The sequence below is a fragment of the Acetoanaerobium noterae genome (genome assembly GCF_900168025.1).
Taxonomy (GTDB): domain Bacteria; phylum Bacillota; class Clostridia; order Peptostreptococcales; family Filifactoraceae; genus Acetoanaerobium; species Acetoanaerobium noterae.
Window position 1 is genome coordinate 659,996 of sequence record NZ_FUYN01000001.1, and the last position, 15,878, is coordinate 675,873.

Below are 15,878 nucleotides of genomic sequence, written 5' to 3' on the forward strand. Positions count from 1 at the left end.
TTTGTTATTTTCTTATTAATTGGGTACAATTAAGAGAGACACAATAATTAGATAAGGAAGGTGTATTACATGATAAGTGAAAAAATGTTAAACGCAATCAACGAGCAAATTAAACTGGAGTTTGAATCTTCTTATGCATACATTGCAATGGAAGCATACTTTATGGGGAAAAACTTAAACGGCTTTGCTAACTTTTTCCATGTCCAAGCTCAAGAAGAAAGAGACCACGCATACTTATTATTCAACTATGCTTACAGCGTAGGTGGAGATGTAGTACTAAAGGATTTAGCAGCATTTGATTCTAATTTCAAAGACGAGATAGATATATTCGAAAAAACTTTAGCTCATGAGCAGCTAGTTACTCGTTCTATTCACAATCTAATGACTATCGCTATCGAAGAAAAAGACTATGCAACTCAAAACTTCCTTCAGTGGTTCGTAAAAGAGCAGGTTGAAGAGGAAGATACTGCAAATGGTCTTTTAGAGCAAATTAAACTAGTTAATGGCAATCCAAATGGCTTATTTATGATGAACAAAGAGCTTGCAGCAAGAACATATACTCCTGCTGTAATTAAGTAATTCAATATAAAATATACAATTGCATAGTTCATTAATTTAAATCTAATGAAATTAATTTAAATCTAATGAATTTGCGCTGTGAAATTTATTTAACTAAAAATTAGACCCTCAAGAAAAGCTCTTGAGGGTCTTTAAATTCACGGATAATCTAATTTTTAATCATAGTATATATTCTATACTTATTGCTGATTAAACATCATTCCATTTTTTTGTCCAAAGCCTTGGCCATTTTTAGGAGCATTACCATTTCTCATCATTCCTTGACCATTTCCTAGTCCAAATCCACAGCCAGAGCCTTTTCCGATACCGTTGCCCATCATTGCACCAGTACCATCGCAATTAGCAATATTAGTTTCCATTCTCTCTAGGATAGCATCTGCTTGTTCTTGAGTTAAAACTCCATCTTTTACTCTTTGCTCTAAAATAGCTTTCTTGTTTTCTAGCATTGCTGCTTTAAATTCATCAGAAACGCCTTCTTCTTGTGCTATAGCTCCAAGAGTTTTATTACCTCTTTGCTCATAAATTTCTTCAACTGATGAACCAGTCAAATTAGAAAGCACTTCAATAGGTGAACTATATTCTGCTGCAAATACCATTCCTGTCGAAAGCAGTGCTGTCATAGAAAGTGCAAGTGCCATAGTTTTAAATTTTCTCATTATATCCATCTCCTTTAACTTTATCAAGGACTGTATTGTCCTTCTATAATCAAAGTATAAAATTAAATTGTGAAGGAATTATGAAGAAAATACAATTTATTTATTTTTTTCTCTAATTACTTCTATTGCTTTATTAAGCTGTACATCTTCGGTATCTTCTTCTCCTATTTCTACAACATATTCTGGAGTAATTCCTTTTTCATTGATGTATTCTCCGTTTGGAGTGAAATACTGAGCCATAGTAATTTTATAGCCTGATCCATCCTTTAGCGGAACTACATTTTGAACTAGTCCCTTTCCAAAGGTAGTAGTTCCAACAAGAGTTCCAGCTTTGTTGTCCCTCACTGCTCCAGCAAGTATTTCAGAAGCTGATGCACTGTTTTCATTTACAAGTATAACTAGAGGAATATCAAGTTTTCCTGAGGAATTTGACTTTAGATATTGTCTATTTCCCGCTCTATCTTCAGTATATACTATGGTAGCCTCGCCAAGAATACTATCTGCAACCTCTTTAACCTGATCTAGCAATCCCCCTGGATTATCTCTTAAATCTATAATCAGTCCTTTTGGATTATTATTTTTAAGACTCAATAGGTTTTCATCAAACTCTTCTCCAGTTCTTTCATCAAAGCTAGATATTCTCATGTAGCCTATTTCATCCATCATTTCAGATTTTACAGACTTTATAAGAATTTGCTCGCGCTTTATAGTAATATCAAATTCTGGTTTATTTTCTCTTATTATAGAAAGAACAACGTCTTTTCCAGGCTCTCCTTTAATAATAGAAATAGCCTTATCCATTTCTTTGGCTGAATATTTGACCTTGTCTACTTTAGTTATTTTATCTCCAGGCAAAATGCCTGCTTTTTCTGCAGGAGTATCCTCTATTGGAGCAACAACGGTTATAAAGCCATCTTCTCCTGGAGAAACCACAATTCCTACACCTACATAGCTTCCAGATGTCATCTCCATCAAATCTTTGAATTCATCCTTTGTATAATACTGAGAATAAGGATCCTCTAGACCATCGAATATTCCTCTTTCCATAGCTGCAATAAGGTCTTCTTCCTTTACATCTTGGTAAAATTCATCTTCAATTCTATCTTTTAAAAATCTGACTTTAGAAAGTTTTTGAAATTCCTGATAATCACTTTTAGATATAATAACTTTATTTCCAATAGTAACATTGAATATGTTTGTGAGCAAAAATGTCACAGCCATTAATAAGACTGCTCCTATGACAGCTTTCTTTTTAGATATCAATTTATAGCCTCCGCTCTTTTATAAAACAAATTTAAGCTTATCCTCCAATATAAGATGCTGGATTTACATAGTCGCCATTTACTCTGACTTCAAAATGAAGATGAGGACCAGTAGAATATCCAGTAGAGCCTACCTTTGCAATAGTTTCGCCTTTTTTTACATCCTGTCCATCAGATACCAAAATCGATGAGCAGTGAGCATAAAGCGTTACTATTCCTCCACCATGGTCTACTATAACAGCTTTTCCATAAGAGCCTTTTGTCCCTGCAAATATAACTCTTCCATCATTTGCAGCAAATATCCCTGTTCCACTTGGTGCAGCTATATCCATACCTGTGTGAAGCTTCTTTTCCTTTAAAATTGGATGTATTCTATAACCAAAGCTAGATGTTACTCTTCCTCCTCCAGATACTGGCCAAGCCATAACTCCGCCTTTGTAGTTTCCTCCAATACCTTTTGTTTTTTGAAGTTCTCTAATCTTGCTCTGCAGGTCATTTGCTTCCTTGATTAAAGCATCTTCCATCTGCTTTAATTTTTCAATATCCTTAACAACCATTTGCTTGTTGCTATTTTGCTCTTGCATGTTTTTTTCCAGAACCTTCTGTTCTGATTCCAGTGATGCCTTGAATGTAGACATTCTTTTTTCTTCTTTTTGAAGACTAATTTTCTTAGTTTCCACACTATCTTTTTGTTCTTTAAGATCTGCTAAAATTTCCTTATCATTTTTGACTATTTTTTTTATCATAGTCATATTTGACAAAAGCTCTTCCATATCACTAGAGTTAAGTAAAATCTGAAAATAGTCTATATCAGAGGTTCTATACATTACTCTTAATCTGCTACCTAGCAAATCAGTATTTGTATCTATATTGTCCTCTAATTTAGTTATTTCTTTTTGGGTTACATCAATTTCAGCTTGAGTTTTTGCAATATCATTTTGGATAACCGAAATCTTTTGCTCACTTTCATCTATCTTTGCATCTAGCTCTAAAATAATCTTGTTTATGTCCTTAACAACATTTTGCTTATTCTTAATTTCATCTTTTACGTTTTTTATATTTTTATTTACATTATTAAGCTGGTTATTATAATTTGAGGCAAATGAAACGCTTCCAAAAATCATAATCATCGAAATCATCAAAGATATAAGTTTTTTCATTGCTTTTCCTCCTATACCTTTAAATATCTACGAAGAGAAACTAGACTTCCAAGTACTCCAATTCCAATTCCCATCGACGCAAAAATAATTGCTATATTGTCAAAAATAGTGCTTATAGGTAGCAGATAGCCTCCTATAAGAGAATACGCTTCTGATGAAAGCTTAGAAAATATAAACCCATACAAAACGTATACAGAGCCCAGTGCAATCGCCGCTCCCAAAAAGCCCAGAGTCATTCCCTCTATTATAAACGGCCAGCGTATGAACCAGTTTGTAGCTCCTATATATTTCATTATATTAATCTCTCTTTTTCTTGCATAAAGTGCTATCTTAATTGTATTTGCAATAATAAACAAAGACACTATAGATAAGAGTAATATTATTGCAAGTCCAGCTGTACTAATTATTCTCGATATAGTAAGCATTTTGTCAATTACATCCTTGTAATAGCTTATACTATCTATGTAATCGTCATCTTGAATCTGCTTTACAACTTCATCAGCGAGGCTTATGTTCGTAAGCTCTATTATCATAGAATTTTGAAGCGGATTTTCTAGCCCCTCTAATAGATAAGCATCATCTTCCCATCTATCCTTTAGCTTCTCCATAGCCATATCCTTGGATTCAAAATCCACCTTGCTTACTCCAGGTATATTCTCAATCTTTCTTTTAAACCTAGCTATATCATCTGCTTGCATTTCATCAACCAAAAATATCTGTATATTATCAAACTGCTTTTGAGCAATTATGGCAAAATTGTTTATATTTAGTACTATCGATAGCACAATTCCTAAAACAAATAAAGATGCTGCAACCGAAGCTATAGACGCTACGGACATACCTCTATTTCTCCATAGACTTTTAGTACCCTCTGAAATATTATAAGCAATACTATTTAGCATCGTTGTATAGGCCCCTTTCTACGTCTCTAACCAGCTTTCCATGATCTAGAGCTATTACCCTTTGCATCATTTTATCAACTTGATCTTTAGCATGGGTAGCAACTAAAACAGTGGTTCCACGATTATTAATATCTTTAAGGAGCTTCATAATTTCAGTAGCATTTTTAGGATCTAGATTTCCCGTCGGTTCATCTGCTATAAGAAGTGCAGGATTGTTGATTATAGCTCTAGCTATCCCCACCCTTTGCTGCTCTCCTCCAGATAGTTCAGAAGGATAAGATTTTGCCTTATCGCTCAGACCCACCATGCTCAGTATAGTAGGAACTTTTCTTCTGATATCCTTGGCTTTATTTCCCGTTATTTCCATTGCAAATGCAATATTTTCATAAACAGTTTTGTTTGGAAGCAATCTAAAATCTTGAAAAACAACTCCCATGCTTCTTCTTAGCTTGGGAATTTTTCTTCTAGATAGCTCGGTCGTATCTATATCATTTATAATTATTCTTCCTGTTGTAGGAGATTCCTCTTTTAAAAGCAGTTTAATAAATGTAGATTTTCCTGCTCCAGAGGAACCTACTAAAAATACAAACTCCCCTTTTTTAATATCTATATTTATATCTTCAAGGGCAAATTTTTCTCCCTTATACGACTTTGAAACATTCTCAAATTTTATCAATATATACCACTCCTGAATCTTAATTTAAGTTCAAACAATTTACTTAACTACCAAATTACATTATAGCAAGAATTTGCACCAAGGTAAAATTTATAAGATTAAATTACAATTACAAAATATATTTCAGAATCTTACAAATATAGCTGATTTATTATTCATAAAACTGTATAATAATGTATATACAAGTATTTAAATCTTAAAGGAGATATCTATGATACATGTTGTAAATACAAGTAATAACCCGTTTTTCAACCATGCCCTAGAAGAATATTTTTTATCAGAATATGATGAAGAAATATTCACTATCTGGATAAACCGCCCATCTATATTGATTGGAAGAAATCAAAATACCTTTGCTGAAATCAATTCAGCTTATGTAAGCGAAAATAACATCGATGTTGTTAGAAGACTTTCAGGTGGGGGCGCAGTTTATAACGACCTAGGAAATATGAACTTTACATTCATATCAAAAAAATCAGACGACCACTCTTTCAGCCGTTTTGCTAGTCCTGTAATCGACGCTCTTAAGTCCTTAGATGTAGATGCCCAGTTCACAGGCAGGAATGATATAACAATTGAAGGTAAAAAAATTTCAGGTAACGCACAGTATTTTTATGAGGATAAGGTGCTACACCATGGAACCTTACTCTATGATGTAAAGATGGATAAATTGACAAAGGCACTAAATACTCACCCTCTTAAGTTCCAAAACAAAGCTGTAAAATCTGTATCTTCGAGGGTTGCAAATATAACAGATTATCTAGAAAACAAAATGGATTTACATGATTTTAAAACCTATCTTGAAAACTATATAAAAGATACATATTCAATAAAATCAAGCTATATACTTACATCCTCTGATATTGAAAAAATTGAAGAAATTGCTCAAAAACGCTTTAGAACAGCTTCTTGGAATTTCGGTAAAAATACAAGCTACAACATTTCAACGTCAACTATCGCTCCTTCAGGAATTATAGATTTTAATTTTACTCTTGATAATACTGCTATTTCTTCTTTTAAAATTTTTGGAGATTTTTTTGGAGAAAGACCTATTGAAGACCTGGAGAATTTGATTTTGGGATTGGACTTAAAAAAAGAAATCATTTGTGAAGCTTTAGCTGATATAGATATATCTGATTTTATTATGGGAGTGGATAACAATACCTTTATATCTGCACTTTTTGAAACAAAATCTATGAAATAATTAATCTACTTTATTACGTTAGGGGATATTTAATGAAAAAACCAGACTGGTTAAAAGTAAAACTTCAAAACGGAGCTAAAACTCAAAATGTAAACAACATCCTAGGTAGTTTATCTCTAAATACTGTTTGCAGTGAAGCAAACTGTCCAAATAAGATGGAGTGTTTTGAAAGAGGAACTGCTACCTTTATGATATTAGGAAAAAACTGTACGCGAAACTGCAGATTTTGTAATGTTACTCAGGAATCTCCAGAGGAAGTAAATTTAGATGAAGCTAAAAACGTAGCTATGGCAGTTAAAAAATTAAAGCTACGTCATGCAGTGATAACCTCTGTTACTCGTGATGACTTAGCTGACCAAGGTGCAAATCAGTTTGCAAAGGTTGTAAATGCTGTTCGCTTAGAAAATCCTAATGTGACAATTGAGCTTCTTATTCCTGATATGCAAGGCAAGAAGGATTGTCTAGATATAGTTTTAAATTCAAACCCAGAAGTACTAAATCACAACATAGAAACTGTTAAGGAGCTTTACTTCGATGTAAGACCTATGGCAGATTTCAAAAGGTCACTAGAAGTACTTGAGTATTCTAAAAAAATAAAACCTAAAATATATACAAAATCTGGTTTAATGCTTGGGCTAGGAGAAAAAAGCGACCAAGTAGTAGAAACCTTAAAATGTCTGCGTAGTGTGGATTGTGATATACTCACTCTAGGTCAGTATTTACAGCCTTCTTCTAAGCATATAAAAGTAAAGGAATATGTCTCTCCAGCACAGTTTGATGAATACAAGGCTATAGCTTCAGATTTAGGTTTCAAAAGCATTGCTTCTGCTCCACTTGTTCGCAGTTCATATTTTGCAGAAGATTTGATAGATTCTTTTTAATTAAGAGGAGGATTTAAATTGGAAAACTTGCTAAATGATAAAAAGGCTTTTAGAAAAATGGCTCTAGATAAGCGTAATACCTTAAGAGCAGAAGAAATACAGGAAAAATCTGCTTTAATAAAAACACATCTTGAAAATCTAGATTCATATCAAAAGTCTAATACTGTGATGGTTTACTTAAATTTCAGAAGCGAAGTTCTCACTGATGAATTGATTGAAAATCTCTTTAAGCAAGGTAAAAAAGTGGTTGTTCCTATCTCAATTAAAGGCACTAGAACATTACTGCTTTCAGAAATTAAAAGTCTATCAGATGATTTGGAACTAGATTTTTACAATATCAGAGTACCAAAAAAAGAATCAATAAAAGAAGTCTCCCCAGCTGATATAGATTTTGTTATAACCCCAGGTGTCGCTTTTTCAAAGGATAAGTATAGAATGGGATACGGCGGAGGATATTATGATACCTTCATCGAAAAGCTGCGAGCTGATGCATTAACCTGTGCACTGGCTTTTGATGTTCAAATCTTTGATAAAATACCAAAGGAAGAGCATGATAAGCAAATGGATTATGTAATTACTGAAAATGGATCTATTTGACAAAGTATTACATAATTTGGATATTTTTAGTAGATAATTACAGTTTGATTAAATATTCTAAATTTACAATTTTTTTATAAAAAAGTATTGCCAAGCTAATATTTATGCAATATAATTTTCAGTGTAGAAAATAATTTTGAGAGGGAGGTACTGTAAAAATGATTAAAACTAACGTCTACAGCGAAATCAAAACTTTATATTTTTATAGTACTGTTGTCTTTATATAGATAGACTTTAGAATGAATTTTCTATTGTGAATTTATGTTTATATTGACCGCAGTCTATATTACTGCGGTCTTTTTATGTGTTTTTCCACATGAGAATTACTTGTGTGGCTTACCATGTCAAAAAAGACCAAGCAAAGCTATGGTCTTTTTATTTTTATATAAATAAACGAAAGGAGTGTTAGTATTATGAGCATTACATTATTTGTTAAAAGGGTGACTATGAGATGATGAATTCATTTGTCACTAAGAAGCAAGGTATTAATTATCAAGCCAGTCAATCAATTTTTAAAAGAAAGAATATGAGGAGGAATACTACATGTCATCTATGAACGTTGCTTTTTCACTAAGCTCATTAAGATTTGATATAAAAATTTCAAAAAGAGCGAAGGATGAAAAAAATCTAGAAAAAATATATAAGCATGAAAAAAGAATGAATGAAATTCTTGAACAACAAAGAATTCATCAAGCGACATTTTTAACACATCGCTTCTAATTTAAAAAGAGAAGTTGGTAGTTACAGAAAGAAGGTAGCATTAATTTGCTACCTTTTTTTACTGTGATTACTAGGCAAATAAGCAAGCTTTAATTTAAATAGCCTTTATCCTCTATTAAAAAAAATTATTCTAAACTGAACGCCTGTTTTTGATTCTAATAAGTGCATTCTCGCTTTCTCTTATGACAACTTCTTCACTCAATTTCAGGTCTGTTAATAATATCTGCATTAATTTATCCGAAAAATCAATTTTCCACTTACTTTCAGGATAATATGTCATAGCAAAAGCCAGTAAATTGCCTATATCTGTTTCCACATTACCTTGATTCACCTCTTCAAAGTCTATACCAAAAACTTCATTTTCCTTTATAATAAAGTTTCTAAAATTTACATCCCCAAGCATAATGTCATTTTTATAATAATTTTTAGTGACAAAGTAAAAAGCTTTCATCCATTGGCTCAGCTTTTTAAGCATAGCTTCATAGCTCTTAGAATCTTCTCTTTCAGCTTTTTCATACCAGTCTAATAAAGTAACGTCTCCCAAGTCTTCTAGTATCAGAGTATTTTTATAAGCTTTAATTATCTTTGGAACATTACACCCTTTTTTATTCAAAAGCTCTAATATCTCAATTTCAATTTCCATATTTTTAGGTTCATAAAATATTTTTTCTATATAGCTCTTTCCATCTTCAATAACTCTATGTACTTGATTTTTTTTACTTATAAGTCTCGTTTTCGTATACATATACCCGTATCCTCATTCTCTATATGTAAGCCTAACTCTTTTGTCATAACTTGCATAGTATGACATAACAGCTCTTGTAATTCTGCTGATATATTAACTTCCTTGCCCCCAATTACAACCTTATATCTCGCTTCTTTTTTATCTTGAAAAAATTCAATTGCATTTTTCTCGATTAAATCAACGAGCTTTTGAATATGAGTTATTCCATTTATTGAAGGTATATCTTTATACATATCAAGTTCACTAGATACTCTGCCTGATATAGCAAAAACAGTTTCATCCAACCTATCTTCAATTCCATTTATATTGTGAGCTGTTAAAATTTTAGGAATAGATTTCTCCCTGACTCCTTCCAAAATTACATAATCATGGTTATAAAATGATAGAATTTTAGCTAGGCTCAATTTCTCTTGAAACAAAATATCAGTCTCATTTTCTCCTCTTGCTGTAACTAGCTGTGAGCCAGCTTTTTTATGTCTATCTGTATTGGTGCCTTCTACATCCATCTTAAAGTTATGAAAATGGATTTCCTTTACAGTTCCTACCGTATAGTTCCTTAATCTGAGTTCCTTAATAATATTTTCTATCGTTGTAGTTTTTCCTGAATCTGTTATACCTATGACCGATACTACTTTCATATTACACCTCATTTAAAAAATGATGATAAATGTCCAAGCTCCTATTAAACTTATTGTAATTATTAAATAATCAATTTTATTCATTTTAAGTATTTTATAGCTAGACCTTTTAGGATATGCTCTAAAAGCTTTCATTTCCATAGCAGTTGCAAGCTCTCTTGCCCTTAGGATTGAATTTGCCGTAATTGGCAAAAGCAAATATTTATAGGTCAGCAGTTTTTCTTTTAGCTTTATTTTTTTTAGGTCGATTCCTCGAAGCTGTAAAGCAACTACCAGATCTCTCATCTCATCTTTAAATAGTGGCAAAAATCTAATTGAAATAGATACCATAAAGGCAATTTCATAGGGCAGTCCCATCTGTATCAATGCTTGTATTATTTCTCTGCTCGTTGATGTAGTAAGTATTACTGATGATACGATTATTATCATTAGCCTTAAAATAAATTCTGTAGCTTTCATAATCCCAATATCAGTTAAGAGACTTACACTCCCTAGACTTATTACTGAATTGCCTTCCTTTATAAATATACTTTGTATTATTGCTATAACAAGAATTAGTCCTAGCAATTTTTTTAGTCTTGATACTACTGAAATAAAATTACTATTTAAAGCTAAGGCTATTAGAATTGCTACAGACAAAATAATTACTAAGCTTAGCAAATCTTTATATATCAAACCCAAAGTTGATAATAGAGCAACTATTGCAAGTTTTGTTCTTGGATCTATATTAATTTGCTTCATCCTTTACAATTCGACCCCCATCCAAGTGGATTACGCGCTCACCGTGCTCTTTTATAAAATTTTTGTCATGAGTTATGATAAGTTTTCCAACATTTTTTTCTTCAAGCTTATTTAAAATCATAGAAAGGTTTATAATTTTATCTTTATCTAGAGAGGCTGTGGGTTCGTCCAAAATAAGATATTTTGGATTGCTCATTAAAGCTGAAGCTATAGCAAGCCTTTTTTTCTCTCCATAGCTTAAAAAAAATGGATAAACGTCTCTTGCTTTTTCTAAAGCAAATAGTTCTATCATTTCTTCTGCCTTTTCCATCACCGCTTCCTTTTTTTCTCCTTTTAAGAGCTGAGCAAAGGTAAGCTCATCTATCACAGAAGTAGTAAAAAGCTGTCTTTCTGGATATTGAAAGACATATCCTATACCTTGACCTATTTCAGAAAGAGTCATGTTTTTCGAATTGTCTCCAAATAAAATAATATCTCCTTCAAGTGGTTTTAAAATTCCCATGATAAGCTTGCTCAAGGTTGTCTTTCCCGAACCATTATTCCCTGTGATAACCGTTGTCCTTTTGCAATCTAATTGCAAAGAAAATTTTTCAAATAGCTTTTTATCTTTATGATATTGATATTTCATATTTTTTATTTCAATTAGATTATCCATAATCATCCCTAAATATATATTATATTATCTGCAATTTTTATATTTTCCATATCATGATCTACCATAATTATTGTTGTTCCTTCTCCCTTTAACTTAACAAGTATATCTTTAATAACCTCTTTTTTTTCTTCATCAATCCATGACATAATCTCATCACATATTAGTATTTTAGGCTTCATCATCAGAACTGATGCCATTGCAATAAGTTGCTGTTGGCCTCCTGATAAATTATTTGGATTATCATACCTATATGCTTGCATATCTATTAGTTTAAGGATTTCGTCTATTCTCTTTCCGATTTCATTTCTATCTACACATAAATTCTCTGGCCCAAATGCCAGTTCATCTTCAATAGTGGGTGAAAATAGCTGAGTTGATGGATTTTGAAATATAATGCCAACTCTAGAAGCAACTTCAGCTAGAGCTATATTATTTATATTTTCCCCAAACAACAGCACTTCTCCTGAAATATCTCCTTGATATAGTTTGGGAATAAGACCACAGATGCACTTACATAAGGTGCTTTTCCCACTGCCACTTTCTCCTAAAATTGCAGTTATTTCTCCTTCTTTTATATTTATAGATAGATTGCTTAGTATATACTCTTTTGAGTCCTTATACTTAAAGCTTAAATTCAGAATTTTAATAGCCATCATTTTACACACTCGATTCTTGTAAGCCATTTGCATCTTCTGTTGCTAAAATCATCAGCTACTACTATAGATTCGTAAGGGCCTCTTCCTCCATTTTCTTTACTTCCCAGATAGCTATCATCCTCTTTAAAAACAATATAAACATGGTTATTCTTAAGTATCTCCTCAGTAGTATAGGCTACTGAATAATTGTCCATTCCACTAAGTACTAAAGCCGAGCTTTCATCTAAATCTATTTGGTAATGGGATAATATATTTTTCAACTGTACACCAGTATACTTATGGTTTGTTGGATTGGTAGAAGATGTATCTAGTACTGAGGTAAACTCTTCTTCTCCTATCTCCATCAAGTCATTTAATCCTATCAAATATTCCTGCTGATTTGCCAAAAGCAGAATCTCAGCGTTTTCTAATAATTTTTTTTGCTCTTCGATATTTGGCTGATTCAATTTCAAAGATATCCAAACGGCCACGAATAGGCACAAAAATATACAAATTACAGCGAAGTTTTTTTTGTGCATTTTATTGCTCCTTTTTAAAATAAGGTACTAGCATATCTTCTTGTATACAGCTTCCATGACTTCCACCATCTTCAAATTTATGCATCCCATGGTCTGCTGTCAATATTATTGGTCCATTCCAGATGCTACTAAGTTCTTGAATATATCCATCGATTTGCTTTATATAATTCATGGTTTCTAAAGCTTGAGGCCCGTAAGCATGCCCTCTATCGTCAATTCCATGAAAATGTACAAATATCAAATCGTACTCATCCTTAGCTACTGATTTTGCTGTTTCAAATATTTCGTCGTCTATATTTTTATCATTATTAGAATCAACATGGAGTTTGGGTTCGATTTCAGTATCTAGAATTTTTATATCGGCTTCAAGCAGTATCGCTTGCTTTTTCTTGCTCAAAGCATAAGCAAACATACTATCTACATTCATACTTCTAAAGCTTCTATCATGAACTCCGTTTATATTGGGATTTTCACCAGTTATAATGGCAGCAAACCCCGCATTCGTAACCGGTGTATATACACTCAAAGCTTCATTTCTGTAATACTTGCTAATATATTCTATATAGTTGTTCTCTTTTGCATAGTTGTACTGATTAAGCGAGAATCCATCAAGCAATATCACCATTACTTTTTCCTCAGAATCCAAATATTCTTTTGCATCGTAAAAAGCATCCCTTATACTGTACAAATTATCATGTAAATAAATGCCTACAACATCACTTATTATTTTATCTTTATAGGTTATATTTACTCCATTTGAATCACTTGAGAGATAAATATCAGCTGTAGTTTTTCTTACAGAACCATCTCCAGTTATTATTGAAATATACTCACTACTTTCTTTAACCAGTTCTTTAAAATGTATTTTTTCTTTTGGCCTATAATTTTTAACCAAGTTCTCATCTTTATTAAATACAGTTACTCCATTTAGCTCCAAAGAGTTATTCTTTTGTAATTTAGATTCAGAGCCGCAGCCCACAAGAAATAAATTCGAAATTATTAATGTTACTAGTACAATTATCTTAGCTATCCTCATTGTACACCTCTATATATTCAACTTCATACTTTCTAAGCTTTTGACGATATTTGATGCTATTAGCCCTCCAATAGCTCCCGATAAAGCTGCACTTGAAAATAAAAGCAGTAGCACAGTAGAAGGAAGCCTAAAAAATAGTAAATTAGAAATAGCTGTACCAGTTATATTCGCTGCCATACATCCAAAAATATAATGCATAACAGTATATTTTTTGTCCCTGCATACTAGAAATACAAGGTCAGCAACTATCCCTGGGCAAGTATATGAAATAATACTCATAATTCCATGCGTACCCATAGCTCCACTTGCTATTACTAAAATGCTCTGGACAACACCTATAAGTGTCCCTGTTCCAATTTTTTTTATATATCCAATTCCTAGAACAATCCAAAGCATGTAAAATCCTCCAGCAATAGCACCTCCTGGTATAAATAAAGGTCCTGTAAGAATATGGACTAGGGGCACTATAATTGGCTTTGTTGCTATCCCTAGAGAAGAGATAATTGCTATAATTACAAGGTCAAAAACTGTGTAATTTCCTAATAAGCTTTTTTCTCTATTCATAAATACCTCTATAATCATTTATTTGATTTTACTCTAGAATAATCTCATCCACATGTTTTATCCAGCGCTGACTAAATGAATCTTTCCTTATTATTAGTTGAAATGGACCGTTTCCACCTTGTTTTTTTGACTTTAGATATTCTCCATCTCTTTCAAAGGTCAGATATACATTCCTTGGCATCATTATCTCTTCAAGTGGTAAAATTATCCGATATCCATCAGTTGCATTAAAAGTAATATTCTTCATCTTTGTAATATCTATCCCTAAAGATGAGAATAATAAATTGATTTCGATACCCTTATATTCAGTTTCTTCTGGTTTTTTTCCACTACTTCTCACTACCGCTGGAAATACAACTGTCTCTGGATGGTTATATATATATTCACTCTTTATGATTATATCTTCTTCATTTATTAATATATTTATGGACGCTTCTTCTTTTTTTGTTAGATTAAATATAAAAATAATAATTATTATTAGCAGCAAAGGAATTAAAATTTTTTTGAATTTCATACTTTACCTCTTATTCTTTATCCAAAGCTTGACTAAGTCCACTTTTTACTCCATTTATAAAAGCTCTACTAGTTACTGTCGCTCCACTTACACCATCTATATTTAAACTTTGAGTTTCAATAATTTGAACTGTCATATTTTTATAAACCTCTTCATAATATCCAGGAGTTTCATTATGGCTTATAATGTCTATTTTATTTATTTTCTGGTTTTTTATAGTCAACCTAACCTTAATATTTCCTCCAAACCCTGCCCCAATACCGTTGTAGCTTCCATCTTTTATTCCCTTTAAATCCATAGCTCCTGAATACTCTTCATGTAATGGAATTGCCGGAAGACAGAAATATGTGAAAAGCATTAAGCCTATACCTATGGCTAAATAAGTGCTATTTTTCAGCTTTTTCCCAGCAAAGCTTACAAAGTAGCCTGAAGAATCCCTTAAACACGTCTTTTCCATACAGCTAAGACAGTTTATACACTCTGGCGATATATAAGTTGCTTCACTAGTGGTAATATCTACAGGGCAGCTTAAAAAACAATTTGAGCATCCATTGCAGGTTTTTTCTTTTTTAATTTTTAGAGGTCCAATGGCATAAAGAAGGCCTTGAATAGCTCCTAGTGGGCATAAACACCTGCAAAATACTCTTTTATAAATTAAAGATACTATTATGATTAAAACTAATAAAAATGTTCCTATTTGTAGATTTATTCCTACGAAGATATTAGCAAAGGCTAGCCATACTGAAAGCTTTGAAATGTATTGCCCTAATCCAGAAATGCTTAGAATCAATATTAATATCAGTATGAAGTATTTAATAACTTCAGGAACAAAAAACTTACTTCTTGGAAGTTTCTTTTCTTTGATTCCAAATCTATTTCCAAGGGATTTAAAAAAATCCTGCATAGCACCTATGGGACAAATATATCCACAAAAAATTCTACCAAATAAAGTAGCAGTAACTACAATTGAAATTGTAAGTGCAATCGACTTTGTTATTCCCCTAAGCCTATATGTTACCTCTGTAAATGAGGATTTTAAAGCGCTCCATCCACCATAAGGATTTAAATCGCCTATAGATAGAAATTTAAAATCAATAAAATCATTTATGTATAAACCATAGGTTACAAAATTTAAAACAATAAAAGAAGTTATCAATAATTGAATAAGGCTACG

Annotated in this window: 20 protein-coding genes; 5 read left to right on the forward strand and 15 right to left on the reverse strand. The window is 32.1% G+C overall.

What is annotated here, in order from left to right:
* Positions 1-69: 69 nt before the first annotated feature.
* Positions 70-579: a ferritin gene (locus B5X47_RS03315; RefSeq protein ID WP_013362292.1), complete on the forward strand. Its 510-nt coding sequence runs from the start codon at positions 70-72 to the stop codon at positions 577-579.
* A 179-nt stretch (positions 580-758) separates the two neighbouring features.
* On the opposite strand, the gene B5X47_RS03320 is transcribed toward B5X47_RS03315, so the two are convergent.
* The 5 genes from B5X47_RS03320 to ftsE form a co-directional block, all read right to left on the reverse strand.
* Positions 759-1,235, reverse strand: a complete 477-nt coding sequence (locus B5X47_RS03320; protein ID WP_079588781.1) for a DUF2680 domain-containing protein — start codon at positions 1,233-1,235, stop codon at positions 759-761.
* Positions 1,236-1,331: 96 nt separating this feature from the next.
* On the reverse strand, positions 1,332-2,498 hold the full coding sequence (locus tag B5X47_RS03325; protein WP_079588782.1) for a S41 family peptidase: 1,167 nt from the start codon (positions 2,496-2,498) through the stop codon (positions 1,332-1,334).
* A gap of 37 nt (positions 2,499-2,535) precedes the next feature.
* Positions 2,536-3,657: a murein hydrolase activator EnvC family protein gene (locus tag B5X47_RS03330; RefSeq protein ID WP_079588783.1), complete on the reverse strand. Its 1,122-nt coding sequence runs from the start codon at positions 3,655-3,657 to the stop codon at positions 2,536-2,538.
* 11 nt (positions 3,658-3,668) lie between these two features.
* Entirely contained in the window at positions 3,669-4,559 is an 891-nt protein-coding gene (ftsX, locus tag B5X47_RS03335; RefSeq protein ID WP_079588784.1) for a permease-like cell division protein FtsX, read from the reverse strand.
* Positions 4,549-5,235: a cell division ATP-binding protein FtsE gene (ftsE, locus tag B5X47_RS03340; RefSeq protein ID WP_079588785.1), complete on the reverse strand. Its 687-nt coding sequence runs from the start codon at positions 5,233-5,235 to the stop codon at positions 4,549-4,551. The genes ftsX and ftsE overlap by 11 nt, the downstream gene beginning before the upstream one ends.
* Positions 5,236-5,446: 211 nt before the next feature.
* Here ftsE and B5X47_RS03345 point away from each other — a divergent pair, with 211 nt between their 5' ends.
* The 4 genes from B5X47_RS03345 (at position 5,447) to B5X47_RS13765 (ending at position 8,637) form a co-directional block, all read left to right on the forward strand.
* The gene (locus tag B5X47_RS03345; RefSeq protein ID WP_079588786.1) at positions 5,447-6,439 is read left to right on the forward strand and encodes a lipoate--protein ligase; all 993 of its coding nucleotides are present in this window, start codon (positions 5,447-5,449) and stop codon (positions 6,437-6,439) included.
* A 32-nt stretch (positions 6,440-6,471) separates the two neighbouring features.
* The gene (gene lipA / locus B5X47_RS03350) at positions 6,472-7,320 is read left to right on the forward strand and encodes a lipoyl synthase (protein ID WP_079588787.1); all 849 of its coding nucleotides are present in this window, start codon (positions 6,472-6,474) and stop codon (positions 7,318-7,320) included.
* Positions 7,321-7,338: 18 nt separating this feature from the next.
* Entirely contained in the window at positions 7,339-7,917 is a 579-nt protein-coding gene (locus tag B5X47_RS03355) for a 5-formyltetrahydrofolate cyclo-ligase (protein WP_079588788.1), read from the forward strand.
* Between the two features lie 543 nt (positions 7,918-8,460).
* Positions 8,461-8,637, forward strand: coding sequence for a hypothetical protein (locus B5X47_RS13765; RefSeq protein WP_013362302.1), 177 nt, complete (start codon positions 8,461-8,463; stop codon positions 8,635-8,637).
* 130 nt (positions 8,638-8,767) lie between these two features.
* On the opposite strand, the gene B5X47_RS03360 is transcribed toward B5X47_RS13765, so the two are convergent.
* Genes B5X47_RS03360 through B5X47_RS03405 form a run of 10 tightly spaced genes read right to left on the reverse strand, consistent with a single transcriptional unit; the run spans position 8,768 to position 15,860 of the window.
* Positions 8,768-9,382, reverse strand: a complete 615-nt coding sequence (locus tag B5X47_RS03360; RefSeq protein WP_079588789.1) for an RIO1 family regulatory kinase/ATPase domain-containing protein — start codon at positions 9,380-9,382, stop codon at positions 8,768-8,770.
* A complete protein-coding gene (gene mobB, locus B5X47_RS03365) occupies positions 9,358-10,020 on the reverse strand; it encodes a molybdopterin-guanine dinucleotide biosynthesis protein B (RefSeq protein ID WP_079588790.1) in 663 nt (220 codons plus the stop codon). The genes B5X47_RS03360 and mobB overlap by 25 nt, the downstream gene beginning before the upstream one ends.
* A gap of 12 nt (positions 10,021-10,032) precedes the next feature.
* Positions 10,033-10,761 carry an energy-coupling factor transporter transmembrane component T family protein gene (locus B5X47_RS03370; protein ID WP_079588791.1) on the reverse strand — a complete coding sequence of 243 codons (729 nt, stop codon included), beginning with the start codon at positions 10,759-10,761 and terminating at the stop codon, positions 10,033-10,035.
* Complete coding sequence (locus tag B5X47_RS03375; protein WP_159446385.1) at positions 10,748-11,389, reverse strand: energy-coupling factor ABC transporter ATP-binding protein; 642 nt, start codon at positions 11,387-11,389, stop codon at positions 10,748-10,750. Before B5X47_RS03375 ends, B5X47_RS03370 begins: the two co-directional genes overlap by 14 nt.
* A gap of 35 nt (positions 11,390-11,424) precedes the next feature.
* Entirely contained in the window at positions 11,425-12,072 is a 648-nt protein-coding gene (locus B5X47_RS03380; protein WP_079588793.1) for an energy-coupling factor ABC transporter ATP-binding protein, read from the reverse strand.
* The gene (locus B5X47_RS03385) at positions 12,069-12,590 is read right to left on the reverse strand and encodes a molybdopterin-dependent oxidoreductase (protein WP_079588794.1); all 522 of its coding nucleotides are present in this window, start codon (positions 12,588-12,590) and stop codon (positions 12,069-12,071) included. The genes B5X47_RS03380 and B5X47_RS03385 overlap by 4 nt, the downstream gene beginning before the upstream one ends.
* A 1-nt stretch (position 12,591) precedes the next feature.
* On the reverse strand, positions 12,592-13,626 hold the full coding sequence (locus tag B5X47_RS03390) for an alkaline phosphatase family protein (RefSeq protein WP_079588795.1): 1,035 nt from the start codon (positions 13,624-13,626) through the stop codon (positions 12,592-12,594).
* Positions 13,627-13,635: 9 nt separating this feature from the next.
* Entirely contained in the window at positions 13,636-14,190 is a 555-nt protein-coding gene (locus B5X47_RS03395) for an ECF transporter S component (RefSeq protein WP_041487197.1), read from the reverse strand.
* 28 nt (positions 14,191-14,218) lie between these two features.
* Positions 14,219-14,704, reverse strand: a complete 486-nt coding sequence (locus B5X47_RS03400; RefSeq protein ID WP_013362311.1) for a hypothetical protein — start codon at positions 14,702-14,704, stop codon at positions 14,219-14,221.
* A 10-nt stretch (positions 14,705-14,714) separates the two neighbouring features.
* Entirely contained in the window at positions 14,715-15,860 is a 1,146-nt protein-coding gene (locus B5X47_RS03405) for a 4Fe-4S binding protein (RefSeq protein WP_242950990.1), read from the reverse strand.
* Positions 15,861-15,878: the final 18 nt, after the last annotated feature.

Excerpts from the sequence above, each read along its gene's own strand:
- mobB (WP_079588790.1), bottom strand. The coding sequence starts at position 10,020 with ATGAAAGTAGTATCGGTCATAGGTATAACAGATTCAGGAAAAACTACA.
- B5X47_RS03385 (WP_079588794.1), bottom strand. The coding sequence starts at position 12,590 with ATGCACAAAAAAAACTTCGCTGTAATTTGTATATTTTTGTGCCTATTC.
- B5X47_RS13765 (WP_013362302.1), top strand. The coding sequence starts at position 8,461 with ATGTCATCTATGAACGTTGCTTTTTCACTAAGCTCATTAAGATTTGAT.
- B5X47_RS03390 (WP_079588795.1), bottom strand. The coding sequence starts at position 13,626 with ATGAGGATAGCTAAGATAATTGTACTAGTAACATTAATAATTTCGAAT.
- lipA (WP_079588787.1), top strand. The coding sequence starts at position 6,472 with ATGAAAAAACCAGACTGGTTAAAAGTAAAACTTCAAAACGGAGCTAAA.
- B5X47_RS03330 (WP_079588783.1), bottom strand. The coding sequence starts at position 3,657 with ATGAAAAAACTTATATCTTTGATGATTTCGATGATTATGATTTTTGGA.
- ftsX (WP_079588784.1), bottom strand. The coding sequence starts at position 4,559 with ATGCTAAATAGTATTGCTTATAATATTTCAGAGGGTACTAAAAGTCTA.
- B5X47_RS03360 (WP_079588789.1), bottom strand. The coding sequence starts at position 9,382 with ATGTATACGAAAACGAGACTTATAAGTAAAAAAAATCAAGTACATAGA.
- B5X47_RS03395 (WP_041487197.1), bottom strand. The coding sequence starts at position 14,190 with ATGAATAGAGAAAAAAGCTTATTAGGAAATTACACAGTTTTTGACCTT.
- B5X47_RS03375 (WP_159446385.1), bottom strand. The coding sequence starts at position 11,389 with ATGAAATATCAATATCATAAAGATAAAAAGCTATTTGAAAAATTTTCT.
- B5X47_RS03370 (WP_079588791.1), bottom strand. The coding sequence starts at position 10,761 with ATGAAGCAAATTAATATAGATCCAAGAACAAAACTTGCAATAGTTGCT.
- B5X47_RS03320 (WP_079588781.1), bottom strand. The coding sequence starts at position 1,235 with ATGAGAAAATTTAAAACTATGGCACTTGCACTTTCTATGACAGCACTG.
- B5X47_RS03345 (WP_079588786.1), top strand. The coding sequence starts at position 5,447 with ATGATACATGTTGTAAATACAAGTAATAACCCGTTTTTCAACCATGCC.
- B5X47_RS03400 (WP_013362311.1), bottom strand. The coding sequence starts at position 14,704 with ATGAAATTCAAAAAAATTTTAATTCCTTTGCTGCTAATAATAATTATT.
- B5X47_RS03380 (WP_079588793.1), bottom strand. The coding sequence starts at position 12,072 with ATGATGGCTATTAAAATTCTGAATTTAAGCTTTAAGTATAAGGACTCA.
- B5X47_RS03315 (WP_013362292.1), top strand. The coding sequence starts at position 70 with ATGATAAGTGAAAAAATGTTAAACGCAATCAACGAGCAAATTAAACTG.